Genomic DNA, 26,825 nt, shown 5'->3' with positions numbered 1-26,825 from the left:
TACAGGGATACAGGGATACAGGGATACAGGGATACAGGGATACAGGGATACAGGGTGCGCGGCGGGTTCAGGCCTGCGCCAGGTCAGGGGAAATGGCGGTTTGCGGCGGTGATGGCGTCGGGTCGGGCCAGGTTTCAGGTTGACGCCCTAATCAATCAGTTGATAGACTGACCAAATGATTAGTGGCAGTAAACGGTAGTGAATGACGCGGGCTGAGCGATTCAGCATGCGGATATTGCTTGCCGGGGCTGGCGATCAGACGTAGGTACCGGCTTCGGCCCGGATGCTTCCCGGCATCCGCCGGGCGCCGGGTTCAGACATTTTCTCCATTGGTTGATATGACATCCCAGCAACAGCACCCGCGCACGGATAGCCCGTCGCAGCGTCAGGTTTCGCGTGCCTTGATCAGTATTTACCTGGCGCTTTTCGCAGCCGCCGCCGCCATGTCCTGCGTGTTCGCCATCTTGCCGGCAGTCGGGCGCGGGCTGGGGCTGAGCGAAACCCAACTGGGCTGGGTGGTGGCGCCAGCCGCGCTGGCTTTTGTCTTGTTCGGGCCAGTCTGGGGCAAGCTGGGCCAGTATTTGTCTGCCAAAGCCATTTGCACCGGTGCCCTGCTGACCATGATGGTGTTCAATCTGCTGTTCGGCTACACCATGGCCTGGCGCAGCGCGGGCGTGATGTCGCTGGCGGCTTGCTTCGCCATGCTGGTCTTCAGCCGCGTGATGCTTTCGCCGTTTTCGGCCGCTTTGCTGCCAACCGCGCAGGCCTATATTGCCCGCGTGACCGAAGGCGCGGCGCGTTCCCGGGCGCTGGCGGGCATGGGGGCCAGTTTCGCGCTGGGCCTGGTGGCTTCGCCCGGCCTGGCGGCGGTTGCGACCAGCGCGGGTTTGCTGGTGCCTTTCTATGTGGTCGCCGCCCTGCTCTTGCTGGCAGCCGGCGCTTGCTGGCTATATTTGCCGGGCGCGGCGAGTCTTCAGGCCTCGGCTGCGGCCGCCGAGACACCGGCCGCAGCCGCAGCCTCGTCCCCTGGGGCACCGCTGCGGCACACGGCCTGGGCCGACTTGTGGCAGCCCTTATCGGTGCTGACCCTGCTTTATGTCATCTACGGCATTCTCATGCAGGTCACTGGCTTTCGCATGCAGGATCAATTCCATTTGGCCGGTACTCAGGCGACCCAATATGCGGGCGCGGAGTTGATGGCAACCGCGGCCACGCTGGTGGGCGCGCAAATGGCGCTCTCGAAAATCTCCATTCCCGACCCGCGCGCGCAGCGCCGTCTGGTTTTGACGGGCGGGCTGATCGGGGCGCTAGGCCTGGCGATACTGATTACCGATGCGGGCTTTGCCTGGCAGCTGGTCGGCATGGGCCTGTTCGGCCTCAGCCTGGGCACCTTCCTGCCCTTTTTGCTCAGCCTGCTGACCCACCGCGCCCAGCGCGCTGGTGACCAGGCTCGTGTCGGCGGCCTGAGCGGGGCGGCGCAAGGTCTGGGCATGATGATAGGCCCGCTGCTGGGCGCCTCCAGCTACCGCATGAGCATGCACGCGCCCTACTGGATCGCAACGCTTGCGATCGTCTTGGCCGGCCTGATGTACGCGCAGACGAGCCGGGTGCGCAGCTAAAGCGATACAGAGCGGATTCGCCAGAAGCCAGGCTGCTTGTTGTGCTTATTGTGCTTATTGTGCTTATTGGCGGCACCGCGCGGCGCCTAAAGGGGCGATAGCGGGCGAAGACGATGGCGCCGCAGTTGCCGAACTGAGCCGGGCCGTTCCTGCCGCCGGGCGATAATGCCAGTCATCAGCGGGACGACCCCGGCCCGGCATCCAGGACAAATCGCATGGCTGTGCCACAAAGCAAGCAGGAACTCCTTGACGCGATTCGCACGAGCTATCAGAGGCTGATGGCCGATCTCGCCAGCATGCCGCCCGAGCGCGTGCGGGAAGCCACGCTCGAAGGCCATGCGCAGGGCACCAAAATGAGCGTGGCCGACTTGGTCGCCTACCTGATCGGCTGGAACCTCTTGGTACTCAAATGGTGTGATGGCAAGTCCAGAGGCGCAGCGGTGGATTTTCCGGAAACGGGCTACAAGTGGAACGAACTGGGCCGTTTGGCGCAAAAGTTTTACGCCGACCATGCAAGCCTGGGTTACGCCGATCTATTGCGGCAGTTTGCCGATGTGCATGCCCGCATCACCGCCTTGGTCGAGCATGAGACTGAGGCAGCGCTGTATGGCGCGCCTTGGTATGAAAAATACACCCAGGGCCGGATGATCCAGTTCAACACCTCGTCGCCTTATGCCAATGCGCGCGGCCGGCTGCGCAAATGGAAGAAAGCCCAAGGGATCGCCTGACAGGGCTGCCGACAGGACTGCCTGACGCTGAGCAAATGGGATGGCGCCCTGAGGCTGCTGGGCCGAGGGCAGGCCCATCACTCAGCGCCGCTCCGCATCCGCATTCGCATTCGCGCTTGGGCCCGCTGCGCGCCGGGGTCGGCGCTTTGGGTGCGGTATGCGTGAGTGACCGGGAGAGGCCCAGGGGCAGGATTACTTCCCGATGCAGAAACTGGAAAAAATCAGTCCCAGCAAATCATCGCTGCTGACCTTGCCGGTGATTTCGCCCAGCGCGTCGTGCGCTAGGCGCAGCTCTTCGGCGAAGAGGTCCAGGACGGTGTCGTTCTGGGCGGCATGCAGGGCTGCCATTTCCAGGTGGGCGCTGGCGAGGTTCAGGGCTTCGACGTGGCGGGCGCGGGCGAGCCAGGGGGAGGCTTCGCCGGGGGTCCAGCCTGCAAGGTGCAGCAGTTGCTGCCGTAGCGCGTCCAGGCCGTCGCCGCGCTTGGCGGAGATGCCTATGGTTGTCAGGGTATGGCGCGTGCCGTTCGGGCGGCTCTCGGGCGGTTCCGTGGCGGCGCTTGTGCTGGCTGCTATGCCGGTGACGGCGGCGGAGCTGAGCTGCCATGCCGTGCCGGTTTCCTTTTCCGCCAGGTCGATTTTGTTGAAGACTTGCAGCACGGGCACGCCTGGGCGGCAGTGGCCCAGGATGCGCGCGCTGATGGCTTGGACCGGCAGGCGGGCGTCTTGCAGGTGCAGCACGATGTCGGCGTTGGCGATTTCGTTCCAGCTGCGTTCTATGCCCAGGCTTTCGACCAGGTCATCCGTGTCGCGCAGGCCGGCAGTGTCGATGATGTGCAGCGGGACGCCATCCAGATGGATTTCTTGGGTGACTTTGTCGCGTGTGGTGCCCGCGATGGGGGTGACGATGGCAATGTCTTCCCCGGCGAGAGCGTTGAGCAGGCTGGACTTGCCGACATTGGGCTCGCCCGCCAGCACGACTTTCAGGCCATCGCGCAAGGCGACGCCCTGGCGGGTTTTGGCGAGGATGTCCGCCAGTTCGGCGCGCAGGCCTGTCAGCGTGGCGGCGGCCTGGTATTTTTCCAGGAAGTCGATTTCTTCTTCGGGAAAGTCCAGCGTGGCTTCCACCAGAATGCGCAAGTGAGTGATGCGGTCGGCCAAATCATTGACCTTGGCCGAGAAAACGCCGGATAGCGAAGCCACGGCGCTGCGTGCGGCGGCTTCCGAACTGGCGTCGATCAAATCCGCCACGGCTTCGGCCTGCGCCAGATCCAGGCGGCCATTAAGAAAAGCGCGCTGGGTGAATTCACCGGGTGCGGCCAGCCTCAGTCCATGCGTCCGTCCGGCATCCAGGCAGCGTTGCAGCAGCCGGCGCAGCACTGCCGGGCCGCCATGGCCTTGCAGTTCCAGCACGTCTTCGCCTGTGTACGAATGCGGCCCGGGAAAATGAATGGCAATGCCTTCGTCGATGGTACTGCCGTCGCCGTCACGGAAAGGCAGAAAATGCGCGTGGCGCGGCTTCAGATCCTGCCCCAGCAGCGCCTGCACCAAGGGGCCCAGCGCCAGACCCGACAAACGGATGATGCCGATACCGGCACGGCCGGGCGCGGTGGCGATGGCGACGATAGGCTTGGCATCAAGAATGGACATGGTGATCGGCTGTGGATAAGTCTGTTAATAAAACGGCAGGTCTGCGATTTTGCCAGGCTGTTTCCGCGTCTGCGCGCCTAACTGGCGCAGCGCTGGCGTGCGCCGGAAAGGCAAGCTTTTGCCCGCCCAGGGCTAGGCAAGACAGTAGTGTCTATGCCGGGAACCAGTATTGGCGCGGCTTGGCGGAAATACGCAATCCAAGGAACTGCCCGCATCGTACCCGGCAAATCGCGGTCTTGCATCCATAGGCGCCGCCATGTCGCTTCGATGAGGGCGCATATCGCATCTGGATAATTGTGGATATTTATGTGGAAGACCGGTTTTTCAGCGTGCCTGAGGCAGGCCTGAAACGGCAAAATCCTAAGAAAATACCGTAGCTTGGCCGTACTTTTACAAGGCAGTTCTGAAGAGGCTAGCTTGCCGCGTTGCCAGATGCCCGGGCTGACGGCCCGGCCTCTGGTCAGCCGCCTTTTGCCGCAGACTTGCCGTCTGCCTTCCTGGCCCGCTTGCTTGGCGGCGGGGCCAGCATGGTGCCGCGGCACTCGGGCGCGCCGCACAGGCAACGGTATTGCGCCTTGAGCTTGCGGGTCTGACGGCCTTCAATCACCAGGCCGTAATCGTAATTCAGCTCTTCGCCCGCCTGGATATCGCGCAGGGTAACGATATACACCCGCTTGCCATGCCGCCCTTCCTGCGTCTCGCAGTTCGGGGCGCAGGCATGATTGATCCAGCGCGAATCATTGCCGTCCACGCCGCCATCAATCACGGTGCCGCTGCTCAAAGCGAAAAAGAAAGTATGAAAAGGATCATCAGGATTGACCGGATGTCGGTCATCCGCCGTCTCCTGGTCGATCCGCTCGCCTTCATACTCAAGAATACGGGTGCCGGCAGGGATATCGCGCGAGGCGAACACCCCTTTGCCGTGCACAGGGGAATCCGCCAAGCGATGCCAGGCAGCTTCCGCCTTGCCCGTCCGCCCGGCCGTACGCACAGCGGCAGGCGCATCGGCGTGCTTGTCCTTGGCAGAGGAACGGGGCTTGCTACTCACGCAATCTGGCCGTTTTTATCAGCCTGGCTGGCTTGCGGCTGGGCATGATCTTGCCCGTCTTGCGGCGTTTCATTACGAGGATTACAGGGGACAAACTCACGGCGGCTAGGACGCCAGCCCAGGGAGGTACGCGACGGGGCGCGGTGCTGAATCATGATGATGAGGAACGTTAAAGACAGGCAAAGCCCGACCGGGCGAATTATAGGCCTGCGATTTTGCGCATGCAGCATCCAAGCCCCACATACCATCAGAGCGTTCCGAAAAGGCAACATATCACCAGTTGCGCAACAACCCCCCGCAACCCAACACAAACCACCAGAACCCGGCGACTAGGACAGGCAACCCAGAGCAAGCAACCTAGAGCAGGCGACTAGAACAGACAATCCAAAACAAGCCGTCAGATGCCATCGTTCAAAACGGCCCATCCGGAACTCGTCCCTCATCAGTAATCTTCATCCCTCACTGGCCTCATCCTTGACTGCCGCCCATGCCTTGCCTCGTTGCTCATGCACCCTATCAGCGCAGCGGGGGTTCCAGGGCGGGCCGCAGTGGAGCGTGCCGTGCCTGGCGGCCTCAGCGGGGAAGCAAGGACGCGCATGTCTGAGCGAAACGCTTGCGGACAGTCCGGGGGACTGTCCGCTTCGCGAGTTGCGCGTCCGCCCCGCTGAGGCCGTCAGGCGCGGGCAGTTCCGGCGCAGCCGGAACCACGCGATCTGCGGCCCGCCCTGGAACCCCCGCTGCGCGGCTTAGCACTTGCCCCCTCACAAAAAAAGCCTTTAGCGCGGAAAAGCCACGGTGTGCATCACACACATGAACCCCTGTCACGCATCCCGCGCAGAACGCCTCCAGACCCTCTGGCCTCTTTGGTGTAGCAAAGGAGCACACACCAGACGCAAAAAAGGCGTGGGACTCCTCCCACGCCTCTCCTGAGCCAGCATGACGCTGACAGGCACCGTCAGTCCGAAGACTTACTCCTCCGCCGCCGGCTTCTTCGCAGCGGTCTTGCGCGCTGTCTTGGTGGCTGCCGTTTTGGTCGCCGCCTTTTTCGCCGCTGTCTTGGTTGCCGACTTCGCCGCCGTCTTACTTGCCGTCTTAGTGGTCTTGGCGCTGGTCTTGGCGGCTGTCTTACCCGCTGCCTTCCCGCTCTTCTCAGGACGCGGCTCGAACTCGAACCCGACCTTACCGTCCGGCTGCAACACCAAATACGCCTTGAACTTGCGATTTGTCCGGCTCGATACAAAACCATCAAGCAAATCCGTCCGGCCATCACGCAACAGCTTGGCCACCTGCTCGCGGGAAATCTCCTGCTGCAAAATCACCTTGCCGCAACGGAAATCCGCCGGATTCTTATTCGGCCCCACCGCATGCTCGCTCACATAATGCATGCCATGTTCATAGACCTTGCCGCCGCTGATCGGGCTGACGCCCACAGGCTCCTGCTGTGAAAAATCAGTCTCTTCCTCGTCCTCGTCGTCATTCTGACCGAAATCAAAATTCAGCTTGAACTCATCGTCGATACGAAGAATCGCGGCGAATGGCCGGCCCATCTTGCTGATAAACCCCTGCAACGGACCAATCTCGCGCTTGGCCAGCAAAGCCTCCACTTCCGGCAACTCGAACGTCCGGCCGCCCGGATGCTTGCTGATCGAAAAATCGCACTGCGTGCACGCGAAACGCCGGTAATTCTCCTTCACCACCCCGCCGCACTTCGGGCAGGGCGTCGTCAGCGTCGCATAATCGCCAGGCACCGTATCGCGCTCATACTCCTTGGCGCGCTTCACGATCACCTGCGTCATCTGCGCGATCTCGCGCATGAACGCATCGCGGTCCAGCTTGCGCTGCTCGATCTGCTTGAGCTTATGCTCCCACTCGCCCGTCAGTTCCGGCGACGTCAGCTCGCGCACATCCAGGCCCGCCAGCAAGGTCATCAGCTGACGCGCCTTGGCGGTAGGAATCAGATCGCGGCCATCGCGGCGCAGGTAACTCTCGTTGAGCAGGCCTTCGATAATCGCAGCGCGTGTGGCAGGCGTGCCCAAGCCGCGCTCGGACATGGCCTCGCGCAACTCTTCATCATCGACCAGTTTGCCCGCGCCTTCCATGGCCGACAGCAGCGTCGCTTCGTTGTAGCGCGCTGGCGGTTTGGTGGCCAGGCCCACGGCCTCGACCTCCTCGGTGCGCACCTTCTCGCCATCGGCCACGGCCACCAGATTGGCTTCATCGCCTTGCGCCTGGCGGCCATACAGCACCAGCCAGCCGGGCTGCACCAGCACCTTGCCCTCGGTCTTGAAACGATGGCCATTGACTTCCGTCAGCCGGGTCGTCACCCGGTACTCGGCTGCGGGGAAAAACACCGCCAGGAAGCGGCGCACCACCAGGTCATAAATCTTGGTTTCGGCTTCGCTCAGCTCGCGCGGCACTTGCAGCGTCGGAATGATGGCGAAGTGATCCGACACTTTCTTGTTATCGAAAATGCGGCGGTTGGGGCGGATCCAGCCTTCCTGCAAAATCCGCTGCGCATGAGGATTCACGCCGGCTGCGGCGGATTCCCCTTGCGACAAGGCGCCCACCACCTCGTGGCTCGTGGCGATATAGTCTTCCGGCAGATAGCGCGAATCGGTACGCGGGTACGTCAAGGCCTTGTGGCGTTCGTACAGCGACTGCGCCAGCGACAGCGTGGCCTTGGCGGAAAAACCGAAACGCGAGTTGGCTTCGCGTTGCAGCGACGTCAAGTCAAACAAGGCCGGTGACAACTGCGTGCTGGGGCGCGACTCTTCCGTGACGCTGCCAGGCTGGTTGCGGCAAGCGGCCACCACGCTCAGCGCGGCAGCCTGCGACCACAGGCGCGATTCGCGCTTTTCGGGGTCGCGTTCGTCCTTCTTGAAATCCGGGTCTATCCAGCGGCCTTCATACAGACCGGCGGCGGCCACGAACTGCGCCCGCACTTCCCAGTAATCCCGGGAGACGAAGCGGCGGATGCGTTCTTCACGCTCGGCCACGATGGCCAGCGTCGGCGTTTGCACACGGCCCACCGGCGTCTTGAAAAAGCCGCCGTCCTTGCTGTTGAACGCCGTCATGGCGCGCGTGCCGTTGATCCCCACCAGCCAATCGGCTTCGGCGCGCGACCGGGCAGCGGCTTCCAGCGGCTGCAGGTCCACATCATCGCGCAGGTTTTCGAAGGCTTCGCGGATGGCGGCCTGCGTCATCGACTGCAGCCACAAACGTTTGATCGGCTTCTTCGTGCCCGCATACTGGGTGATGTAGCGGAAGATCAGCTCCCCTTCACGTCCCGCGTCACAGGCGTTGATGATGTCACCGACATCTTTGCGCTTGATCAGCTTCACCAGCATCTTCAGCCGTTCCGTCGATTTCTTGTCGGCGGGAGCCAGTTCGAATTGCGGCGGAATGACCGGCAGATGCGTAAAACTCCATTTTCCGCGTACCGGATCGTTGGGCGCGACGAGACCCAGCAGATGCCCGATGCTGGAACTCAGCACGTAACGATCGCTTTCGAAATAATCGCCCTCACGCTTGAAACCGCCGAGGGCGCGTGAGATATCAAGGGCTACCGAGGGTTTCTCGGCAATAATCAGCGTTTTTTCCATGTGTTTCCAAGGAGCGCCTGGCGCCAGGTTGCGGGGAATCATACGGTTGGAGAATCAAGACATGCAAGCGATCAGCCAGGATGAGATTGACACAGCGGGCTGGAATTGGCAGAAATTGCTGTCCTCACAAGCGCTTTGGCTAGGCGCCATCTTGCTTTCCAGCGGGTTGATCTGTTTGCTGGCGGCCAACTGGACGTCATTGGGGAAATGGACACGCCTGATCGGATTGCAAGTGTTGCTGATTGCAACGGTCGGTTTGGCGTTTTGGGACGCCCGCCGGCGGGGCACGCAGGGAAATCTGTTCCTGGCGCTGCTGATGCTGGCAGCCATTGGCATCGGCGCATTGCTGGGACTGGTCGGCCAAACTTACCAGACGGGCGCCCAAAGCTGGCAGCTTTTTGCCTGGTGGGCGCTCTTGCTGCTGCCCTGGGCATTGACGGCGCGGCGCCCCGGCTTGTGGCTGTTCAGCCTGGTCATCATGAATTTTGCCCTGGTGTTGTGGCTGGGCACGGGCAACAGCTTTCTGGCGATTCCCTATTTTCGCGGCAGCCTGGGCAGCTGGCAACTGGCTTTGCCCAATCTGATCTGCCTGGCGCTCTGGCATTTCTATGGCGAGCGCTTTGGTGCGCGCGGCAAGGCGGGCATGCGCTTGCTGACGGCGCTGGCATTGTGGCCGCTGGCCATGGAAGTCGGCATGGGCATTGTGCAGGCTCACAGCTATGGGCATGAGTATCCGCTGGTTCCGCTGGCCATTTTGACGGGGCTCTGGCTGCTGGCGTCGGTCTGGCTGTGGCGGCGCTTCAGCCGGGTGGCGCAGGCCGATCTCTGGGTGCTGGCGATTGTCGCCTTGGGGGCGATAGGGGTCAGCCTGGCTGTCGTGCAGACGCTGGTGTCCGATAGCGGGTCTCTGGAAGCCACCTTGAGCCTGCTGAGCATTGTGGTGGTTGTTGAAGCGGCCTGGGTGGCCTGGCGCTTGCTGCGTCTGCATGAAGCGGTGACTGGCCGCGCGGCGCGCGTCAGCGAAGAGATGCCCTTGTCGGTGCAGATCGTCCTGGGCTTTGGCGCCTGGCTGGTGACCTTGTTCGGCCTGGGTTTGCTGTTATTGATGGGCATCGTAGAAAGCGAGGAAGGCGCCCTAGTTTTTGGCATCATCCTGATGCTGATATCGGTAGTCATCCTGCGGCTGAGGCAGGCGGGAGAAAAGGCCAGGGCCCCTGCTATTGCCTCAGGTGCCGCATCTGATGCAGCTACTGATGCAGCTACTGAGGCGGCGCAGGCCGCGGCTGGCAACCGTCCGCCGCTGGCGCGTGGCGGCCAGATGGGCAATATGGTGGAACAGGTAGGCGTGGCGGCCGGGGTCGTCGGCATGGGGTTTTTTGGTTTCGGGCTGATCATGCTGCTGCCCGACCCCTATGGCTATGTGGGCCTGGGGCTGGCGGCGTGCGCCCTGTATGCGGCCGGGACGGGCCGTATCATCCGTTTCCTGGCGGCGCTGATGCAGGCAGGCTGCCTGATGGTGGTCATACAGTGGCTGTTCTGGGTGCAGATCCAGGGCACGGATTCGCTGGGTGACCTGATCTGGTGGAATATGGAGCATGGCTGGAGCAACCTGATGCCGCTGGCGCCTGATGTCTGGCTGCTGACGGTGGGCGCCTTGCTGGCGTTTGTCCTGGCGTATGGCACCCGGCGCCTGAGCTGGCTGCTGCCGGGGGCGCTGGCCTGGATGCTGGTGGCGCAAATAGCGATTTTCGGCATGGGCAGCGTGACCTTGCAGCACCTGCCCGCCCTGCTGGGCCGGGATGTGCTGTTTGGCTGCATTACCTTGCTGTATGCCGTTCTGCCCGCTGCCGTGGCCCTGATGGTGTTGCGCAGCCTGCCGCAACGGCCCTCCCAGGCCTGGCGTGCCGGATTGACCTTGATGACGCTGGCAATCTCGCTGGTCTGCCTGTCGGCCCCGGCGGTGTTGATCGCGCTGATCTGGGTCTGGCTGGGGATTGCGGTACAACGCCGCTGGTTGCGTGTCTTCGGCACACTGGCGTTATTGCTGGGCCTGTTCGATTATTACTATGGCCTGCATGTCTCCCTGCTGGAAAAGGCGCAATGGCTGGTGGTGGGCGGCTGCCTGGCGCTGGGGGTGGCGTTTGTCTTGCAGCGCAGTTTCCGCCGCAACAACGGCGCGCCAGCGGAGGATGCGGCGGGCCGCCTGGCGGCTGGCAGCAGGGGTGTGCAGGCGGGGCTGGCTGGCGGATTGCTGGCAGTCCTGCTGGTCGCCAACGCGGGGGTGATGCGCTACGAAAGTATCCTGGCGCATGGCAAACCGCTGCTGCTGGAATTGGCGCCGCTGGACCCGCGGGCCTTGTTGCAGGGGGATTACATGGAGCTGGCGTACGCGGAAGACCGCGCTTTGCGCTGGGGCGATAAGGAGGCGGACACCATGGGCTATGCCGTGTTTGCCGCGGGCGCGGAGCGTCCGGCGCAAATACTGCGCCTGCAGCCGGCGGCCCAGCCCCAGGCGGAGGATGAAGTGCTCATTCCGCTGCGCCGTAGTCAGTGGGATAGCACCAGTCTGGTGCTGACGGGCGCGTATTTCTTTGCCGAAGGCCTGGAACCCTATTTTTCGCCTGCCCGCTATGGCGAGTTCCGCGTGGATGATTCGGGCCGTTCCGTGTTGCTGCAATTGCGTGATGCAGAGATGCAGCCTATGTCTGCCGCAGGGGTCAGCCAGCCTGCCAAGGCGGGCGAGGCTGCCCAGGAAAAACGTCAGACGCCTGTGATTGAGGCGCCAGGCGTGGCGGACCCTGCGCCGCAGGCCGCCGGGGCGCAGGCAGAGCCGCCAGCGCAGTCTGCGGTGGCTGCCGATGCCAACGCTGCCGCGAGGATAGCTACCGAAAACGCACAGCGTGCCGCGCAGGCCGCTACCGGCTCGGTGCCGGCGCCGCCAGCGCAGGAAAACTGATCAGGCCGCCTGGCGGCCAGCCTGGTTCAGCCCTCTGGCTCAGGGCGCCAGGCCGCCGCGGGCCAGCGTGATCTTGATGGCTTCCAGGTTGTCGGGGGCGACCTGGATCAAGCCCCTGCCCGGAATGTCGATTTCCGCGATCAGGAAGAGCGCCAGCGCGGTGATGACGGGGAAAGTCAGGATCAGCAGATTGCTGCCTTGCTTGCCGCGGATGTTGTAGCCGATCATGAAATTGGAGCACAGCCCGAACATCAGCAGAATGGCCCAGGCCGCATTGGGCACCTGGCGCCGCCAGCTGGACATGGTTTTCTGCTGCGCCGTATAGAGATTGCTGCTGGCATCCAGGGCGGTTTTGATGATGGTATTGGGGTTGGCCAGCGCGATTTTGCTGATCAGCGTCCACATGCGTGTTTGCAGCTGGATGGCTTGCAGGCGCAGCTCGGCGCGCTGCGCATCATCATTGGTTTCAAAGAAGCGGATGCGCAGTTCGAGATACTGCGTGAGCATTTTTTCCGCCTGCTCCTGCTTCGATTCTTCCAGCAATGTCGTGTGCTGCAGCGCATTGCCGATGGCGATGGCTTCATTTTCTTCGGCCGATACCCGCAGGTTATAGCCGTTGATGGCGAATGTCAGGATAAAGCCGATCAGCAAGGCAAACAGGGAGAGCGCTGCGCCCAGAACCACCTTGAGCTCATCGTCGGAGGTATTGGTGTGCTTGAAGCGCCGGCCCCAGGTGTATTTGCCCAGAAAGGCCGCCAGCGCCAGGCTGCCGAGCAGGGCGATCAGTGTCGTCCAGGAATAGATGTCGGTGGCAATCAAATCGGCGGGCATGTGTATGCGGAAAAGGAAAAAGACAGCTGAGGGTGCGGCGCCGGCAGGCAGAAGGTGCGCCGACGGATCCAGACGCTAGAGGCGGCCAGCTGCAAGGAGCACCGCCCATAACCTGAGGGGCGAGGCAGACAGAGGTATTTTAGGTCGGCATGTATAAAAGAGAAGTCCGTTGGCCGCCGCTGTCGCAGGCAGCCAACGCATCCGGCTCAGGCCGTGCCCGCCAGTCTCAGCATGGCCCTGGCGGCGGTTTCATCGGTAATCAGTGTATGCGCCCGGGTGGCGGCGATGCCGGCGATGATGGCCTGCGCCTTGCGCGCGCCACAGGAGGAAATCACGATGCGCGGGACGGCGGCGAGACTGGCGGGGTGAATGGCCATGACGCGCTGATTGGCCGGATGGTCCACGATTTGGCCCGCGGCATCGACGAAATGGCAGAGCACATCCCCGACGGCCCCGGCCGCTTTCAGGCTGTCGGCCGTGTCCCAGGCAAGCAGGCCGCGCCGGAAAATAGAGGCCTGGCGGCTCAGATCGCCCACGCTCAGCAAAACCAGGTCCAGCGCCTGCGCGCGTGCCTGCAGCTTGGCCATTTCGTCTATCTGCCAGAGCGCCTGCGCCAGTTCGGGGCTGGGCACGAAGACGGGCGCTGTGATCTGGTACAGCTCGGTGCGATAGAAATGTGCCAGTTGCCAGGCGACGGCCGAGGGGCTGTCGGCGCCGGCATGGGTGACTTCGCCCAATAAAGAGACGACCGTCGCATCGCGGATATGACGCCAGGCCAGTGACCGGATCGCATGATGCAGCGTAGCGCCCCAGCCCACGCCGATGGAAATGCCATCATTGATCTGTTCGGACAGATAACGGCCCGTCGCGTGGGCGACAGCCTGGATCGCCAGGGCTTCCGAGAGGCCAGAGACGGGCACGACGATGGCTTGCTGCAAACCGAAGCGAGCCGTCAGCGCCTGCTCCAGCCGCAGCATATCGCTGCCCCGGCCATTGATGGAAATCTGCACTAGCCCCTCTTCGCGCGCGGCGGCCAGCAGGCGCAGCACTTTGCTGCGATTCAGGCCCAGTTGCCGGGCGACTTCCTCCTGGGTGAGTTGCTCGACATGGTAGAGCCAGGCGGCGCGCAGTTTCACATCATGGGTATCGGGTGACAGGAAATCGCTGGCGGCAAGAGGGCTGGTGTCTGACATCGCTACAGGGAGAAAAGGAACGGAAGCGGGCAGGATAACCTGCCGTATATGTCATTTTCCAGCGCGTCCGTCAGGACGGCGCAAGATCGTTGGAAATGAATAAATGTCATTTTAGAGAAACTTTTGTTCAATAGACTTGCTCGCATTGCCGGGAAATTGACCCGGGGAATCCACAGACAAAAAGCGGATATATGCGAGTTCTCATTTCCAACGACGATGGTATCGACGCGCCGGGCCTGGCGCTGCTGGAGCGTGCCGCGCGGCTGCTGACCGATGATGTTTGGGTGGTGGCGCCGGATGGCAACCGCAGCGGCTATGGCCATGGCATTACCCTGCGCCGCAGCTTTGAAGTGACGCAGCGCGCCCCGCGCCGCTACGCGTGCAGCGGCACACCGGCAGATTGCGTGATCGCCGGGGTATCCTGGCTGTTCCGCGGGGAGCGCCAGCCTGATCTGGTGCTGTCCGGTATCAACGAAGGCCGTAACGTGGCTGAAGACGTGGCCTACTCCGGCACCATGGCGGTCGCCCGTGAGGCCGCGCTGTGCGGCATTCCCGCCGTGGCTTTTTCCCGGCCGCGGGACAGCAGCGGTGACGAAGACGGCGAACGCTGGCTGGCGGAGCGCTTGCAGGGCTTCTGGCTGGCTCGCGAAGAATGGTCGCGCGATGGCCACTGGCTCAACGTCAATTTGCCGCGCCGCCTGCCGGCCTCTTTGCGCGCCGCGCGCCGGGGCAGTGATAAGGTTGCCACGCAGGTCATTATCCATGCCGAGCGCGGGCGTGAGCATGCGCTGATCGAGCCGCTGGCGCTGCGCCGCTACCTGGCGGGCGATGGCGACGAAAATGCCTTGATCGACGCAGGCTTTGCCACGGTGACCTGCCTCAATTGGCATGGCCATTCGACGGTACCCGCAGGCGTCCTGCATGAAGACGGCGCGCTGGAGCAAATCCGATGAGCGCCCTGTCGATCCAGTCGCTCAAGCGTGGCTGGGGCGGCGAACTGGCGGTCAATGACGTGTCCTTCGAGGTGCCGGCCGGCAGCATGACCGTGCTGCTGGGGCCGTCAGGCTGCGGCAAGTCCACGACCTTGCGCCTGCTGGCCGGGCTGGAACGGCCGGATAGCGGCCGTATCCTGCTGGGCGGCCGTGATGTGACCGACCTGCCGCCAGCGGCGCGGGGCTTGTCCATGGTGTTCCAGAACTATGCCCTGCTGCCCCATTTGACCGTCGCGGAAAACATTGTTTTTGGCCTGAAAATCCGGCGTGTGGCGCCCGCCGAGCGCGCCAAGCGTTTGCGCCATGCGGCCGATGTGCTGGGCTTGCAAGGCTTGCTGATGCGCAAACCGGGCCAGTTGTCCGGCGGCCAGCAGCAGCGTGTCGCGCTTGGGCGCGCCATTGTGGCGCGTTCTTCGGTTTGCCTGATGGATGAGCCGCTCTCCAATCTGGATGCGCAACTGCGCCATGAAATGCGTCGTGAGATCCGTGACCTGCAGCAGCGCCTGGGCATGACCATGGTGTATGTCACGCATGATCAGACCGAAGCCATGAGCATGGCCGACCAGGTCATTCTGATGCGTGGCGGGCGCATTGAACAGCAGGCTGCGCCCAGCGAGCTGTATCACCGCCCTGCCACGCACTTTGCCGCCCGCTTCATTGGCGTGCCGCCCATGAATCTGGTGCCGCTGGAAAACCGCCAGGCGGGCGCGGTATTGCCGGGGACGGAAATCTGCCTTTGGCCGGGCCGGGCGCCACAGTCCATCAGCCTGGGGCTGAGGCCGGAAAGCATCCGCCTGTCCGGCGCGGGCGGCGTGTCGGCGGTGCTCGACCATGTGGAATATCACGGTGCCGATCATATTCTGAGCTGCCGCATTGGCGCGGCCATGCTGGCCGTTCGTCATGACAGCCATTTTTCGGGCAAGCCCGGCGATGCGCTGATGCTGTCCTGGCCGGAATCGGCTTGCCACTTTTTCGATAGCGCAACCGGCCTGCGTCTGGATGGGCCCGGCGCGCTGAATACGCGGCAGTCGCTGGCCGCCTGAGCGGCCGGTGCTGACGCCTTGGTTTTTCCCCTCAACGTTCCTCTGGATACGTAAATGATTCTGCATACCTTGAAAAAGCGCGCTGGCGCAGCAGGGCTGGCGCTGGCCGGCCTGATCGCGGGCACTCCGGCCCTGGCCGCGCCAGTGGATATTGCTTTCTATTTCCCCGTAGCCATTGGCGGCCCGGTGACGAAAATCATTGATGAAATGGTGGCGGATTTCCAATCCGAGCATCCCGATATCCGCGTGCAGGCCGTGTATTCCGGCACCTATAACGAAACGGCGGCCAAATCCCTCACGGCCGCTCGCAGCGGCAAGCCGCCAGCGGCAGCCATCATGCTGTCCACGGAGATGTACACCCTGCGCGACCAGGACGTGCTGGTGCCCATCGACACGCTGGTGAAAACGGACGAGGACCGTGCCTGGCTGCAAGGTTTCTTCCCCGGTTTCATGCGCAATAGCCAGAGCGACGGCCAGACCTGGGGCATTCCTTTCCAGCGTTCGACTTCCGTCTTCTTCTGGAACAAGGATGCTTTCCGCGAAGCGGGGCTGGACCCGGAGCGCGGCCCGCAAACCTGGGACGAGGTGACCGAATTTGCGGATAAGCTGACCAAGAAGGACGAAAAAGGCAATGTGGTGCGCTGGGGCATGCAGGTGCCGTCCTCATTGACGGCCTACTGGCTGCTGCAAGGCTATGTGGCGCAGAACGGCGGCAAGATCGCCAGCGAAGATGGCAAGCAGACCTACTTCAATTCGCCCGAAGTGGTCGAAGCGATGCAATTCTGGGTGGATCTGGGCGGCAAGCACAAAGTGATGCGACCTGGCGCCATTGAATGGGCGACCACACCCAAGGATTTCTTTGAAGGCCGCACGGCCATGATGACCACCACCACGGGCAACCTGACCAATGTGCGCGCCAATGCGCCCTTCCCCTTCGGCGTCGCGATGCTGCCGGCTGGCAAACAGCGCGGCACGCCGACTGGCGGCGGCAACATCTATCTGTTCAAGGATGCCACGCCCGAAGAGCAGCAGGCTGCCTTTACGCTCGCCAAATGGCTGACCTCGGCCGAGCGCGCGGCGCAATGGGGCATACGCACCGGCTATGTGGCCGTGCGCCCGGATGCCTGGGAAACACCGGCCATGCAGGCCTATGTGGCGGAGTTCCCGGCAGCCGCCGTAGCGCGTGACCAGCTGGAATATGCCGTGGCCGAGTTGTCCACGCATGACAATCAGCGGGTGGCGCGTCTGATCGACGACAACATCGAGGCCACCCTGACGGGCCGCAAGACGGCGCAACAGGCCATGGACGATGCCCAGGCCGAATCCGAGCGCATTTTGCGCCGCTATCGCTGAACCGGGAATCGCAGCCGGCCGGGCGCCTGCCGCGCCGCAGCCGGGGGGCGCCATGCCTGGGCATGGCCTCCCGGCTGCGTCCAGGCCAGCCGTTCCGGCCCGTCTGTCTGAAAGAGACTCATCATGAATTTGCGCTTTGCTCCCGTCCAGGGCTGGCTGTTGCTGTTGCCGGCAGTGGTGCTGCTGGTGGCGTTCACGCATTACCCGGCGGTTGCCACGTTTATCCACAGTTTTTTCAGCACGCCGGTCGGCGCCCGCCCGGCGGCGTTTGTCGGGCTGGAAAACTACGCGGTCATGCTGGATGACCCGGTTTTCATGACTTCGCTCTGGAACAGCACGCTCTATGCCCTGGTGACGGTACCTGCCGCCATTGTGCTGGCGCTGGGCCTGGCGCTGATCGTCAACAGCGGCATGCGTGGCCGGGCCTGGATGCGTTTGTCATTTTTCCTGCCCACCATGTTGCCGATGATTGCCGTCGCCAACATCTGGCTGTTCTTTTACACCCCGGATTATGGCCTGCTGGATCAGTTGCGCGGTCTGTTCGGGCTGACCGAGAAAAATTGGCTGGGCGATCCCGCCACGGCACTGATCTGCCTGATGGTGCTGGCGGTCTGGAAGGAAGCGGGGTTTTTCATGATTTTCTACCTGGCCGCCTTGCAGCAGATGGACCCCGCCTTGCGCGAAGCCGCGACCCTGGAAGGGGCGTCGCGCTGGACATTTTTCCGCCGCGTGACCTGGCCGCTGCTGATGCCGACCACCTTGTTCGTGATGATTAATGCGCTCATCAATTCGTTCCGGCTGATCGACCACGTCATCGTCATGACGCGCGGCGGCCCGGACAATGCCAGCAATTTGTTGCTGCATTACATCTACAACGTCGGCTTCAAGTACTGGGATACGGCCTACGCCTCGGCCTTGACGGTGGTCTTGCTGGCCTTGATGGCAATCCTGGCGTTCGTGCAGTTCGCCTGGCTGGATAAAAAGGTGCATTACCAATGAAGATGAGCACGCAATCCGGGGCAGGTGCAGCCCTGTCCTCTGTCACGGGCGCAGGCGGCCATGCCGTCCCGTCACGGCGTTCCGGCTGGCCGTCACGCTTGCAGGCTTGCCTGACGGCGGCTTGGCTGGAAAACGCAGGCGCCTGGCTGCTGGCGCTGTTGTGGCTGCTGCCATTTGCCTATGCGGTCTGGACGGCCATTCACCCGGCTGCCTATGAAGTCCGCTTCAGCCTGACGGCGCCGCTGACGCTGGAAAACTTCCGCGCAGCCTGGGATGCCGCGCCCTTCGCGACGTATATGGTGAACACCGCCATGCTGGTGACGGTCATCATGGCGGTGCAGTTTGTGCTGTGTACCCTCGCGGCCTATGCCTTTGCCCGGTTCCAGTTTCCCGGCCGCAATGTGCTGTTCTACCTGGTGCTGCTGCAGCTCATGATCATGCCGGAAATGCTGATGGTGGAGAACTACCGCACGATCAGCGGCATGGGCTTGCTGGATTCCTTGCTGGCCATCGGCATGCCGTATTTCGCCTCGGCGTTCGGCATCTTCCTGCTGCGCCAGACTTTCCTGGCGACCCCGCGCGCGCTGGAGGATGCGGCCCGTATCGAAGGCGCAGGCACGTTGGGCATACTCTGGCGTGTCTATGTGCCCCTGGCGCGGCCCGTTTATGTGGCGTATGGCCTGGTTTCCATCAGCTATCACTGGAACAACCTGTTGTGGCCGCTGATTGTCACGAACTCGGTATCCACCCGCCCGGTCACGGTGGGCCTGCAGGTGTTTTCTTCGCCAGACCAGGGCACCAGCTGGGCCATTATCTCGGCCGCGACCTTGCTGACTTCGGCGCCTTTGCTGGTGGCGTTCCTGTTGTTCCAGAAACAGTTCATCCAGAGCTTTATGCGCGCCGGCATCAAATGAGCTGCGCCTGCCCGGCGACATGTTCTTTCGTTCTCTCGCTGTTTAGTCGTGCCTTGCACTTTTCCGCTCATCAGGAATCTTCTTTCCATGTCTTCCGCTGCTTCTTTCCCGCCTATTACTTTCATCCATCTGACGGATTTGCATATCGGTGACCAAAGCGCCGACCCGGGCCTGAAATCGGATACGGCCAGCCGGCTGGCCGCTGTGGTCGAGACACTTCAGGCCATGCAGCCTGCGCCGGCTTTCGTGCTGGTCAGCGGTGACCTGAGCAACCGCGGGGATGCGGACAGCTACCGCACATTGGCCAGCTTGATGGCGCCTTTGCGCATGCCGGTGCTGTATGCGGCCGGTAACCATGACGAGCGCTCGGCGCTGCGCGCGGCTTTGCAATTGCCGCATGCCGAATCCGGCGCTGCCGCGCCCTGTCACTACGACCAGGTGGTGGCGGGTGTGCATGTCATCGTGCTGGATACCAGCGTGCCCGGACAGATTGGCGGCGCGCTGGATGATGGCCAGTTCGGCTGGCTGCGCCAGCGCCTGGAGGCCCATCCCGAGATGCCGCGTTTGCTGGTGGCGCACCATGCGCCTGCGCTGGATGAAGACGATGAAACCGGGCAATGGGAAACACTCAGCCTGGCGGATACGCGGCGCCTGCGCGACCTGCTGCGCGGGCACCAGGTGGCAGGCATGTTCTGCGGCCATATCCATTACGACCGCGTATCGAATTGGTACGGCACGATGCTGGCGGTGGCGACGGGCCTGCATCATGCCAAGGACATTCTTTGCCATGAGCATCTCAGTTTGGTGCAGGGGGCGGGTTTTGCGGTCTGCACGCTGCGGCCCTCGGGATTGACGGTCGAATACGCGCCCTTGCCTGCCACACGGCAGGAAGTGCAGGCAATCGACTGGGAGTGCTTACGCGCCAAGCGGTGAATGCCGCGGCGGCGCGGCATAAATGGGCGGAAAAGGGGCTGAAAAATGGGGCTGTGATCATGCCCCAGTCAGGCTGAAATCCGGCGTTAGTTAGGCAGCCATCAGGTCGCCATCAGGGGCCGCAAGCGGGCATCAGCCTGAGATGCGCCAGCGCCTTGCCCAGCGCGCGGTGGCTGCCGGCCAGAAATCATCTGGCCCGGCGGCGGAGAAAGTGTCGAACCCTAGCGCGCGCCATGCCTGCATCAGGGTGGCAAGCGGTTGGGAAAGATCCAGCGCCGGGGCGTGGTTTTGCTTGGAAAGTTTGAGGCCGGTGCCGGGGTCCAGCACCAGCGGCACATGCATGTAGCGCGGTATTGTGTTGAACAACTCAGGGTTGGACGCTACCGGGCCGCCCAACACAGGGTCGCCCACCACAGGGCCGCTCAACACCGGGTCGCTCAACAGGCGCGCCAGCTGTATCTGGCGTGCCGTGCTGGTCAGCAGATCCGCGCCGCGCACGATATCCGTGACGCCTTGCGCGCTGTCATCGACCACGACGGCCAGTTGATAGGCCCACAGGCCGTCTGCCCGCCGCAGCACGAAATCGCCAACCTCGGTGGCGACATCCTGTTGCTGGGGGCCCAGCCAGCGGTCTGTGAATGCCACAGTGCCGGGATCGACACGGACGCGCCAAGCGCGGGCGGCCCGGCCCGGCGCCAAGCCGTGGCGGCACATGCCCAAATAGGGGCGCTCGCCTTGCTCGCCCAGCCGCCCCGCGGCACTGGCGGCATCGGCGATTTCGCGGCGGGTGCAGGCGCAAGGGTAGAGCCGGCCTTGCGCGCGCAGGCGCGCCATGGCATCCAGATAAGCCAGTTCACGCCGGGATTGCCAGATGACTTCGCCGTCCCAGTGCATGCCCAGCCCCCGCAACTGTTGCATGATGCATTGGTCCGCCCCGGCAGTCATCCGGGGGGTATCGACGTCTTCAATGCGCAGCAGCCAGCGGCCCTGGTGGGCGCGGGCATCCAGCAGGCTGGCCATGGCGGCGACCAGGGAACCATTATGCAGGGGGCCGCTGGGGCTGGGGGCGAAACGGCCAATATAGCCGCCAGGCAAGGGGCGCGGTGAGGGGATTGCAGCCATGAAGGTGCCTGCGGCGCCGGAGGCGCTTTAATGCAGCAGCCGGGCGCCGCCCTGCTCCAGCAGTTCTTCCAGGATGAAGCGGTCGATCTCGGCTTCCTGGCTCCAGAGCACCATCAGCGCGATGATTTTGATGGTTTCCAGTGAAACCGGGGATTCCGCGCACACCATGGCGCGGTCGATGACGATCTCACGCAAGGCTGCCGGCAGGACACCGGCGCTTTCCAGGAAGGCAATGAAACCGATGGCCTGGGTGCCCAATGCCTGGTATTCCGCTTCACTGTAGATGCGCATGCCGGTAATGGGGCCGTCCGTCAAACCGACGCAGCGCGCCGTGCTTTCGGCCAGACCGCCCAGCCAGCCCAGGGCTTCGTCGATGTCTTCGTCCTCGAAACCGGCAGCCGCCAGACGGCGCGCCAATACATCGGCGGCAGGACAGGCCTGGGGGGTGTAGTAGTTCTCGAACAGATAAACCAGAATGTCGTACATGAGCAGCGTAGTTCGCCTGTATGGGTCCGGATCCGGGCCGTAAGAGCCATGGCGGGGATGCCGCCGCTTTCCGTAATCGTATAGGCCAAGCCTTGGGGCCAGTTTACTCCAAGAGACGGAGGGTGTATTCATGTGGTGGTATTTCCCCTCGCTGGCACGGGTGCTGTGACAGCGCGCTGGCCCGCATGAGACAAGGCGGGCGCTTCCTTGAACGAATGTCGGGCAGCGTGCGGGTGTGTCGCGAAAAAACCCGATAAATGCGGCATACTGTCGGCTCCCCTTTACAACTTTTTTGCGGCAGGTGGCCGAAATGGAATTTTCTCAGTTCAGAGTGCAGGCAGTCATGGAAATCACGCAGCGTCCCGAACTCGTTTTCGTGCGAGGTGAGGGTTCGTGGCTGGAGGACCATGCCGGCAAGCGATATCTGGACTTCGTTCAGGGCTGGGCCGTCAATGCGTTGGGCCATAATCCCGAACCGATCCGCGCAGCGCTGCACCGGCAGGTCGATCAACTGATCAACCCTTCGCCGGCGTTCTATAACGAGCCGTCTATCGCATTGGCTGGCCGTTTGACCGAAGCTTCGTGTTTCGACAAGGTGTTCTTCGCCAATAGCGGCGCGGAAGCCAACGAAGGCGCGATCAAGCTGGCGCGCCGCTACGGCCAGGTGCATCGCAATGGCGCCTACAAGATCATCACCTTCACCAATGCCTTCCACGGCCGCACGCTGGCGACCATGTCGGCATCGGGCAAGCCGGGCTGGGATACTTTGTTTGCGCCCCAGGTCGATGGTTTCCCCAAAGCGACCTACAACGACATCGCATCGGTGGAAGCGCTCATCGACGACCAAACCGTTGCCGTGATGCTCGAACCGGTGCAAGGCGAAGCAGGCGTAGTGCCGGCGACCGACGAGTTCATGCGCCAGTTGCGCGAGCTGACCCGCAAGCATGGCCTGCTGCTGATCGTTGATGAAGTGCAGACCGGCATGGGCCGCACGGGCAAGATGTTCGCCTATCAGCACGCCGGGATCGAGCCTGACATCATGACGCTGGGCAAGGGCATTGGCGGCGGCGTGCCGCTGTCGGCACTGCTGGCGCGTGAGGAAGTCAGCTGTTTCCGTCCGGGTGACCAAGGCGGCACCTATAACGGCAATCCGCTGATGACGGCGGTGGGCGTGGCGGTGTTCGATACGCTGGCCGCACCGGGTTTCCTGGACAATGTCGTCAAGCTGGGCGACTTGCTGGCGCAGCGTTCGCTGGCATTCTCGGCCAAGTGGGGCATGCAGGGTGAACGTGGCCGTGGTTTGCTGCGCGCCATGGTGCTGGACCGTGACGATGGCGCCCAGATCGTGGAAGCTGCGCGTGATATGGCGCCGGTGGGCCTGTTGCTCAATTCGCCGCGCCCCAACCTGCTGCGTTTCATGCCTGCCTTGAACGTGACGCCGGAAGAAATCGACCTGCAATTTGAATTGCTGGATCAAGTCTTCCGTCAGGTGCGCGGCGCCTGAGTCTGCGCCAGACTGTCAGCGGTTCCGCCCATGATGGCGGAACGCGCTGGAAAACCGCCAGCCGGCATGCATGCCAGCTGGCGGTTTTTCTTTGGCCGGGGCGCTGGCCGCAGGGGCCGGCGGCGCGGCTTCAGCGTTGCTGGGCCAGCTCGTCCGGCGTGCAGGCCTGGTGGCTGGGAAAGCGGCTGCCTGGATCATAGGGAAAGATATCGGCGACGCCGCCACGGGCGATCCGCGCCTGGCAGGCGCGCCACCATTCCGGCTGCAGCAGCGCAGCGTGCCTGGCAGCGAAAGGCTGGTACAGCGCCGGGTCGCTGAACAGGAAATGTTCGAACTCCTCGGGGAACACATCGTTAGGGCCGGTGGCATACCAGGTGTCGGCGCTCATCTCGGCGTCGTCGTCCGGGGCTTGCGGAATATGGCGGAAATTCATTTCCGTCATGGACTGGATTTCGTCGTAGTCGTAAAACACCACCCGGCCCAGGCGGGTGACGCCGAAATTCTTGAATAGCATGTCGCCGGGGAAGAGATTGGTGGCCGCCAGTTCACGGATGGCATTGCCGTATTCTTCCAGCGCGGCGGCCTTGGCCGGCGCGCCCGCTTGCCACAGATAGAGGTTGAGCGGCGTCATGCGGCGTTCGATGTAAACATGCCGCAGCACCAGCGTATCGCCCTGTTCTTCCAGCTGCGAGGGAATATGGGTACGCAGGGCCTGCAGCAAATCGTCGGAGAAACGGTGGCGCGGCAGCGCGACCTGCGAGTATTCCCAGGTATCGGCCATGCGCCCGGCGCGATCATGCAGTTTGACCTGCTGATATTTGCGCCGCACGATGGCTGCTGTCATGCCGTCTTTTTCGATGCGGTCGCGGATGATCTTGAAGACATAGGGATAGGACGGCAGCGTGAACACGAACATCACCATGCCGGGAATGCCTGCGGCTGTTTCAAAGGCGTCGCCAGAGTGCGCCAGATGCTGCAGAAAATCGCGGTAGAAGAGCGTTTTGCCCTGCTTTTGCAGGCCTATCATGGTGTAAAGCTCGGCCAGCGGTTTGCGCGGCAGCAAGGTAGCGAGAAAGCGCACGGTGGCCGACGGGGCTTCCATGTCCACCAGGAAATAGGTGCGGGCGAAGCTGAAGACACGGCTGAGCGCATCTTGCCCATGGAGCAGCGCATCGGCGTACACATGGCCGGATGGCAGGCGCAGCAGCGGGATGCAAAAGGGGTAAATGGCGCCTTGGTTGATCAGGCGGCCCAGCAGATAGGCGCCTTTGTTGCGGAAAAACAGGGTGCCATGCACATGCGCCTGACAGTCTTGCCCGAGCCGCGGGCCTTGCCCTTTGGGTAAGGTTTGCCGCAGCAAACGGGTGGCGGCGCGCGCCAGCAGACGGATGTCGCGCGGCAGGTCTTCGAACGGCGCCGCCAGGCCGAAATCCCCCAGCATGCGCCTGAGCGTGACGCGCAGACCGGCGCGCGCGGGGTAATAGGCGCGGAATGCGGGCCGCTGGCCTTCCAGATAATCCGTTGCGACGGCTGGCCGCACGAACAGGCAGACGTTATTGAAATATTCGCGCCGCAGCACGCGGCATGAAACGGAATTGAAGAAGGTTTCCGCGCATTCCGGCTGGGGGTGCCCATCGAGCAACGTGACGAATTCCTGTTTGATGGCCTGCCAGTGCTGGCTGGGATCGGCATCGCCGCCCTGCCCGCTCAGGCGGCTGGCCAAGGCATGGGCGCATTCGCGCACACGCTGATCGTAATAGTCTATGCGTTCGCGGGAGAGCTGCTGCATGCCGCGCCAGTCACCGGCCTCGAACAAGGCCTTGGCGCGCTGCGCGCTATAGCGGAATAGCGCGTAGTGCCGGTTAAAGCCCTGCAAAATGGTGTCGGCGGCCAGCCGCGCGGACAGCGGCCGTGCCAGAGGTTCGACATACAGCGCGTTGTCGCTGACGGGAAACGGGGGGTGGCGCGTGCTGGACATCGTGGCCTGGACTCCGGTCTGCCATGGGGGCTGCCATGGGGTCTGCCAAGCAATTGCCAGGTCATCAGGCCGGAGCCAGGCAGCGCCGGCACGGCGTTTCGCCTGGCAGATCCTGCTGGCGGCGTGCGAAAAGCATATCTTACGTTAACGTAAACGAAGAGAACGATGATTTGATTTTATTTATCTATTTTATTCAGGCAATCCTGAATTTGTTCTTCGATACGTTCCAGCATGAGCTCCAGTTCCTGGCGCTGGGAGAGCAGGAATTGGCGATGGATTTCCAGCTTTTCGGCGCAGGCGCGGATTTGCGCCTGCGTGCTGTCGGGGCCCGTATAGATATCCAGCAGGCTGCGGATATCGTCTAGCGCCAGCCCGACGGCCCTGGCCCGCAAAGTCAGCACCAGACGGGCGCGATCACGGGCGCCGTAAATGCGGTGGCGGCCATGGCGGGCCGGCGCGAGTATGCCCTTGTCTTCATAGAAGCGTAGGGTGCGGGGCGTGACGCCGAACTCGCTGGATAGCTCGGAGATACTCCAATTGGGTGCTGGCATGGGAATGGAACTTTAATTTCCGTTTACGTCAACGTAAGGTATAGTAACTCAGCTTTATCGTCTGATTTTGTTGTCTGTGCTGTCTGTCGTAGCCGCCGTTGCCGGAGCGTCAGCCAGGCTCCAGGCCTGTTTTGCCGTCGTGATGGCTGCGCAGCGCTGGCGCGTGGCAGCGTGCCGACGGCAGGGGCGCGGGAGGTAGCCTGAATGCTTCCCGGAGTCCCGATGAACAAGAATGAAATGGCGCTGTCCTACCCCTGGAATGACGCGCTGCCAGAACCCGGCCGGGCCATCACCCTCGTGGATGGGGTGAAGTGGGTGCGCCTGCCCCTGCCTTTTGCGCTGGACCATGTGAATGTCTGGCTGTTGCGCGACACAGTGGATGGTCGTGACGGCTGGATGGTGGTGGATTGCGGTATTGCGCGCAGCGAAGTGCAGGCCCAGTGGGAGTCGATTTTCGAGCATGAGCTGGAAGGCTTGCCGGTGCTGCGCGTGCTCGTGACCCACATGCACCCCGATCACGTCGGCCTGGCCGATTGGCTATGCCGCCGCTGGGATGCCCGCTTGCTGATGAGCATGAGCGAATACACCCAGGCAGTGATTGCGTGCGGGCGGCGTGACGCCAGCGCGGGTGCTGGGGGTGAAGCCGCGGCCGCGCATTTCCGCCGCAATGGCTTGTGTGATGAGACTTCCCTGGCTCAGGTGCGCGAGCGTTCCGGCTATTACGTCAATATGGTGCCTGCGGTGCCAGCCACCATGCACCGTTTGCTGGGCGGGGACACCTTGCGCATTGGCGGCCGGGACTGGCTGCAAGTTGTCGGGTACGGCCATGCGCCTGAACATATCGGCCTGTATTGCGCGGAACTGAATCTGCTGATTGCCGGCGATATGGTGCTGCCGCGCATTTCCACGAATGTCAGCGTGTTCGATTTCGAACCGGAGGCGGATTCGCTGCGCCTGTATTTGCAGTCGCTGGATGCGTATCGTGACATGCCCGAAGAAACGCTGGTATTGCCGTCCCATGGCAAGCCTTTCCGCGGGCTGCATGAGCGCATCCGCCAGCAACGCGAGCATCACCGGGACCGCCTGCAGGAAGTCATGGATGCCTGTACCGCGGCGCCATGCAGCGCGGCGGATATCGTTCCCATCATGTTCCATCGCAAACTGGATTTGCATCAGCTGACCTTTGCGCTGGGCGAAGCCCTGGCGCACCTGCATCTGCTCTGGCATGCCGGAAGGCTGGAACGCCGCCTGGATGACAAGGGCGTGTTCCGTTTCGCGCCCATCTGAACGGGCAGGCATGCCGCTGCCCCGCGGCTTGCCGCAAGA

The 26,825-nt window shown here is 62.9% G+C and carries 20 protein-coding genes; 11 read left to right on the top strand and 9 right to left on the bottom strand.

Features of this window, described 5'->3' with window-relative positions; translation table 11 throughout:
• Window positions 1-338: 338 nt before the first annotated feature.
• Both ACTJGZ_RS01880 and ACTJGZ_RS01875 read left to right on the top strand, forming a co-directional pair.
• Window positions 339-1,619: an MFS transporter gene (locus ACTJGZ_RS01880; protein WP_441661254.1), complete on the top strand. Its 1,281-nt coding sequence runs from the start codon at window positions 339-341 to the stop codon at window positions 1,617-1,619.
• A gap of 215 nt (window positions 1,620-1,834) precedes the next feature.
• On the top strand, window positions 1,835-2,347 hold the full coding sequence (locus ACTJGZ_RS01875; protein WP_441661253.1) for a ClbS/DfsB family four-helix bundle protein: 513 nt from the start codon (window positions 1,835-1,837) through the stop codon (window positions 2,345-2,347).
• Window positions 2,348-2,539: 192 nt separating this feature from the next.
• Here ACTJGZ_RS01875 and mnmE read toward each other — a convergent pair whose 3' ends face one another.
• The 3 genes from mnmE to ACTJGZ_RS01860 form a co-directional block, all read right to left on the bottom strand.
• The gene (mnmE, locus tag ACTJGZ_RS01870; protein WP_441661252.1) at window positions 2,540-3,994 is read right to left on the bottom strand and encodes a tRNA uridine-5-carboxymethylaminomethyl(34) synthesis GTPase MnmE; all 1,455 of its coding nucleotides are present in this window, start codon (window positions 3,992-3,994) and stop codon (window positions 2,540-2,542) included.
• A 460-nt stretch (window positions 3,995-4,454) separates the two neighbouring features.
• Window positions 4,455-4,985, bottom strand: coding sequence for an SET domain-containing protein (locus ACTJGZ_RS01865; protein ID WP_441661267.1), 531 nt, complete (start codon window positions 4,983-4,985; stop codon window positions 4,455-4,457).
• A gap of 1,025 nt (window positions 4,986-6,010) precedes the next feature.
• The gene (locus ACTJGZ_RS01860; RefSeq protein ID WP_441661251.1) at window positions 6,011-8,644 is read right to left on the bottom strand and encodes a DNA topoisomerase III; all 2,634 of its coding nucleotides are present in this window, start codon (window positions 8,642-8,644) and stop codon (window positions 6,011-6,013) included.
• A gap of 61 nt (window positions 8,645-8,705) precedes the next feature.
• On the opposite strand from ACTJGZ_RS01860, the gene ACTJGZ_RS01855 reads away from it, so the two are divergent.
• The gene (locus tag ACTJGZ_RS01855) at window positions 8,706-11,600 is read left to right on the top strand and encodes a GDYXXLXY domain-containing protein (RefSeq protein ID WP_441661250.1); all 2,895 of its coding nucleotides are present in this window, start codon (window positions 8,706-8,708) and stop codon (window positions 11,598-11,600) included.
• Window positions 11,601-11,639: 39 nt separating this feature from the next.
• Here ACTJGZ_RS01855 and ACTJGZ_RS01850 read toward each other — a convergent pair whose 3' ends face one another.
• The gene (locus ACTJGZ_RS01850; RefSeq protein ID WP_441661249.1) at window positions 11,640-12,431 is read right to left on the bottom strand and encodes a bestrophin-like domain; all 792 of its coding nucleotides are present in this window, start codon (window positions 12,429-12,431) and stop codon (window positions 11,640-11,642) included.
• Window positions 12,432-12,637: 206 nt separating this feature from the next.
• Window positions 12,638-13,624 (bottom strand): sugar-binding transcriptional regulator, encoded by a 987-nt coding sequence (locus ACTJGZ_RS01845; RefSeq protein ID WP_441661248.1) that lies wholly within the window; start codon window positions 13,622-13,624, stop codon window positions 12,638-12,640.
• 191 nt (window positions 13,625-13,815) lie between these two features.
• On the opposite strand from ACTJGZ_RS01845, the gene surE reads away from it, so the two are divergent.
• The 6 genes from surE (at window position 13,816) to ACTJGZ_RS01815 (ending at window position 19,858) form a co-directional block, all read left to right on the top strand.
• Window positions 13,816-14,577, top strand: a complete 762-nt coding sequence (surE, locus tag ACTJGZ_RS01840) for a 5'/3'-nucleotidase SurE (RefSeq protein WP_441661247.1) — start codon at window positions 13,816-13,818, stop codon at window positions 14,575-14,577.
• Window positions 14,574-15,659: an ABC transporter ATP-binding protein gene (locus ACTJGZ_RS01835; RefSeq protein WP_441661246.1), complete on the top strand. Its 1,086-nt coding sequence runs from the start codon at window positions 14,574-14,576 to the stop codon at window positions 15,657-15,659. Before surE ends, ACTJGZ_RS01835 begins: the two co-directional genes overlap by 4 nt.
• Window positions 15,660-15,719: 60 nt before the next feature.
• A complete protein-coding gene (locus tag ACTJGZ_RS01830; RefSeq protein WP_441661266.1) occupies window positions 15,720-17,012 on the top strand; it encodes an ABC transporter substrate-binding protein in 1,293 nt (430 codons plus the stop codon).
• Window positions 17,013-17,135: 123 nt separating this feature from the next.
• On the top strand, window positions 17,136-18,011 hold the full coding sequence (locus ACTJGZ_RS01825; protein ID WP_441661245.1) for a carbohydrate ABC transporter permease: 876 nt from the start codon (window positions 17,136-17,138) through the stop codon (window positions 18,009-18,011).
• Complete coding sequence (locus ACTJGZ_RS01820; protein ID WP_441661244.1) at window positions 18,008-18,925, top strand: carbohydrate ABC transporter permease; 918 nt, start codon at window positions 18,008-18,010, stop codon at window positions 18,923-18,925. Before ACTJGZ_RS01825 ends, ACTJGZ_RS01820 begins: the two co-directional genes overlap by 4 nt.
• Before the next feature lie 87 nt (window positions 18,926-19,012).
• On the top strand, window positions 19,013-19,858 hold the full coding sequence (locus ACTJGZ_RS01815) for a metallophosphoesterase (RefSeq protein WP_441661243.1): 846 nt from the start codon (window positions 19,013-19,015) through the stop codon (window positions 19,856-19,858).
• A 132-nt stretch (window positions 19,859-19,990) separates the two neighbouring features.
• Here the strand turns inward: ACTJGZ_RS01815 and gluQRS are convergent, their stop codons facing one another.
• Window positions 19,991-20,980, bottom strand: a complete 990-nt coding sequence (gene gluQRS, locus ACTJGZ_RS01810) for a tRNA glutamyl-Q(34) synthetase GluQRS (protein WP_441661242.1) — start codon at window positions 20,978-20,980, stop codon at window positions 19,991-19,993.
• Window positions 20,981-21,007: 27 nt separating this feature from the next.
• Window positions 21,008-21,466: a DUF494 family protein gene (locus ACTJGZ_RS01805; RefSeq protein ID WP_441661241.1), complete on the bottom strand. Its 459-nt coding sequence runs from the start codon at window positions 21,464-21,466 to the stop codon at window positions 21,008-21,010.
• Between the two features lie 310 nt (window positions 21,467-21,776).
• Between ACTJGZ_RS01805 and ACTJGZ_RS01800 the strand changes: the two genes are divergently transcribed.
• Complete coding sequence (locus tag ACTJGZ_RS01800; protein WP_441661240.1) at window positions 21,777-22,970, top strand: acetylornithine transaminase; 1,194 nt, start codon at window positions 21,777-21,779, stop codon at window positions 22,968-22,970.
• 130 nt (window positions 22,971-23,100) lie between these two features.
• On the opposite strand, the gene aceK is transcribed toward ACTJGZ_RS01800, so the two are convergent.
• Together aceK and ACTJGZ_RS01790 are read right to left on the bottom strand one after the other, a co-directional pair.
• Window positions 23,101-24,948 (bottom strand): bifunctional isocitrate dehydrogenase kinase/phosphatase, encoded by a 1,848-nt coding sequence (aceK, locus tag ACTJGZ_RS01795; RefSeq protein ID WP_441661239.1) that lies wholly within the window; start codon window positions 24,946-24,948, stop codon window positions 23,101-23,103.
• A gap of 176 nt (window positions 24,949-25,124) precedes the next feature.
• Window positions 25,125-25,499 (bottom strand): MerR family transcriptional regulator, encoded by a 375-nt coding sequence (locus ACTJGZ_RS01790; RefSeq protein ID WP_441661238.1) that lies wholly within the window; start codon window positions 25,497-25,499, stop codon window positions 25,125-25,127.
• Between the two features lie 222 nt (window positions 25,500-25,721).
• Here ACTJGZ_RS01790 and ACTJGZ_RS01785 point away from each other — a divergent pair, with 222 nt between their 5' ends.
• On the top strand, window positions 25,722-26,786 hold the full coding sequence (locus ACTJGZ_RS01785; protein WP_441661237.1) for an MBL fold metallo-hydrolase: 1,065 nt from the start codon (window positions 25,722-25,724) through the stop codon (window positions 26,784-26,786).
• The last annotated feature ends 39 nt before the right edge of the window (window positions 26,787-26,825 follow it).

The sequence above is a fragment of the Kerstersia sp. genome, from assembly GCF_052103615.1.
GTDB lineage: Bacteria > Pseudomonadota > Gammaproteobacteria > Burkholderiales > Burkholderiaceae_B > Kerstersia.
The sequence above is the reverse complement of the archived record's forward strand: the minus strand, read 5'-3'. Positions and strand labels throughout refer to the sequence as shown.

Bases quoted from the DNA above. Each gene is read 5' to 3' on its own strand.
- ACTJGZ_RS01880 (WP_441661254.1), top strand. From the start codon at position 339: ATGACATCCCAGCAACAGCACCCGCGCACGGATAGCCCGTCGCAGCGT.
- ACTJGZ_RS01875 (WP_441661253.1), top strand. From the start codon at position 1,835: ATGGCTGTGCCACAAAGCAAGCAGGAACTCCTTGACGCGATTCGCACG.
- aceK (WP_441661239.1), bottom strand. From the start codon at position 24,948: ATGTCCAGCACGCGCCACCCCCCGTTTCCCGTCAGCGACAACGCGCTG.
- surE (WP_441661247.1), top strand. From the start codon at position 13,816: ATGCGAGTTCTCATTTCCAACGACGATGGTATCGACGCGCCGGGCCTG.
- ACTJGZ_RS01825 (WP_441661245.1), top strand. From the start codon at position 17,136: ATGAATTTGCGCTTTGCTCCCGTCCAGGGCTGGCTGTTGCTGTTGCCG.
- gluQRS (WP_441661242.1), bottom strand. From the start codon at position 20,980: ATGGCTGCAATCCCCTCACCGCGCCCCTTGCCTGGCGGCTATATTGGC.
- ACTJGZ_RS01790 (WP_441661238.1), bottom strand. From the start codon at position 25,499: ATGCCAGCACCCAATTGGAGTATCTCCGAGCTATCCAGCGAGTTCGGC.
- ACTJGZ_RS01785 (WP_441661237.1), top strand. From the start codon at position 25,722: ATGAACAAGAATGAAATGGCGCTGTCCTACCCCTGGAATGACGCGCTG.
- ACTJGZ_RS01845 (WP_441661248.1), bottom strand. From the start codon at position 13,624: ATGTCAGACACCAGCCCTCTTGCCGCCAGCGATTTCCTGTCACCCGAT.
- ACTJGZ_RS01850 (WP_441661249.1), bottom strand. From the start codon at position 12,431: ATGCCCGCCGATTTGATTGCCACCGACATCTATTCCTGGACGACACTG.
- mnmE (WP_441661252.1), bottom strand. From the start codon at position 3,994: ATGTCCATTCTTGATGCCAAGCCTATCGTCGCCATCGCCACCGCGCCC.
- ACTJGZ_RS01860 (WP_441661251.1), bottom strand. From the start codon at position 8,644: ATGGAAAAAACGCTGATTATTGCCGAGAAACCCTCGGTAGCCCTTGAT.
- ACTJGZ_RS01835 (WP_441661246.1), top strand. From the start codon at position 14,574: ATGAGCGCCCTGTCGATCCAGTCGCTCAAGCGTGGCTGGGGCGGCGAA.
- ACTJGZ_RS01800 (WP_441661240.1), top strand. From the start codon at position 21,777: ATGGAATTTTCTCAGTTCAGAGTGCAGGCAGTCATGGAAATCACGCAG.
- ACTJGZ_RS01815 (WP_441661243.1), top strand. From the start codon at position 19,013: ATGTCTTCCGCTGCTTCTTTCCCGCCTATTACTTTCATCCATCTGACG.
- ACTJGZ_RS01820 (WP_441661244.1), top strand. From the start codon at position 18,008: ATGAAGATGAGCACGCAATCCGGGGCAGGTGCAGCCCTGTCCTCTGTC.
- ACTJGZ_RS01855 (WP_441661250.1), top strand. From the start codon at position 8,706: ATGCAAGCGATCAGCCAGGATGAGATTGACACAGCGGGCTGGAATTGG.
- ACTJGZ_RS01805 (WP_441661241.1), bottom strand. From the start codon at position 21,466: ATGTACGACATTCTGGTTTATCTGTTCGAGAACTACTACACCCCCCAG.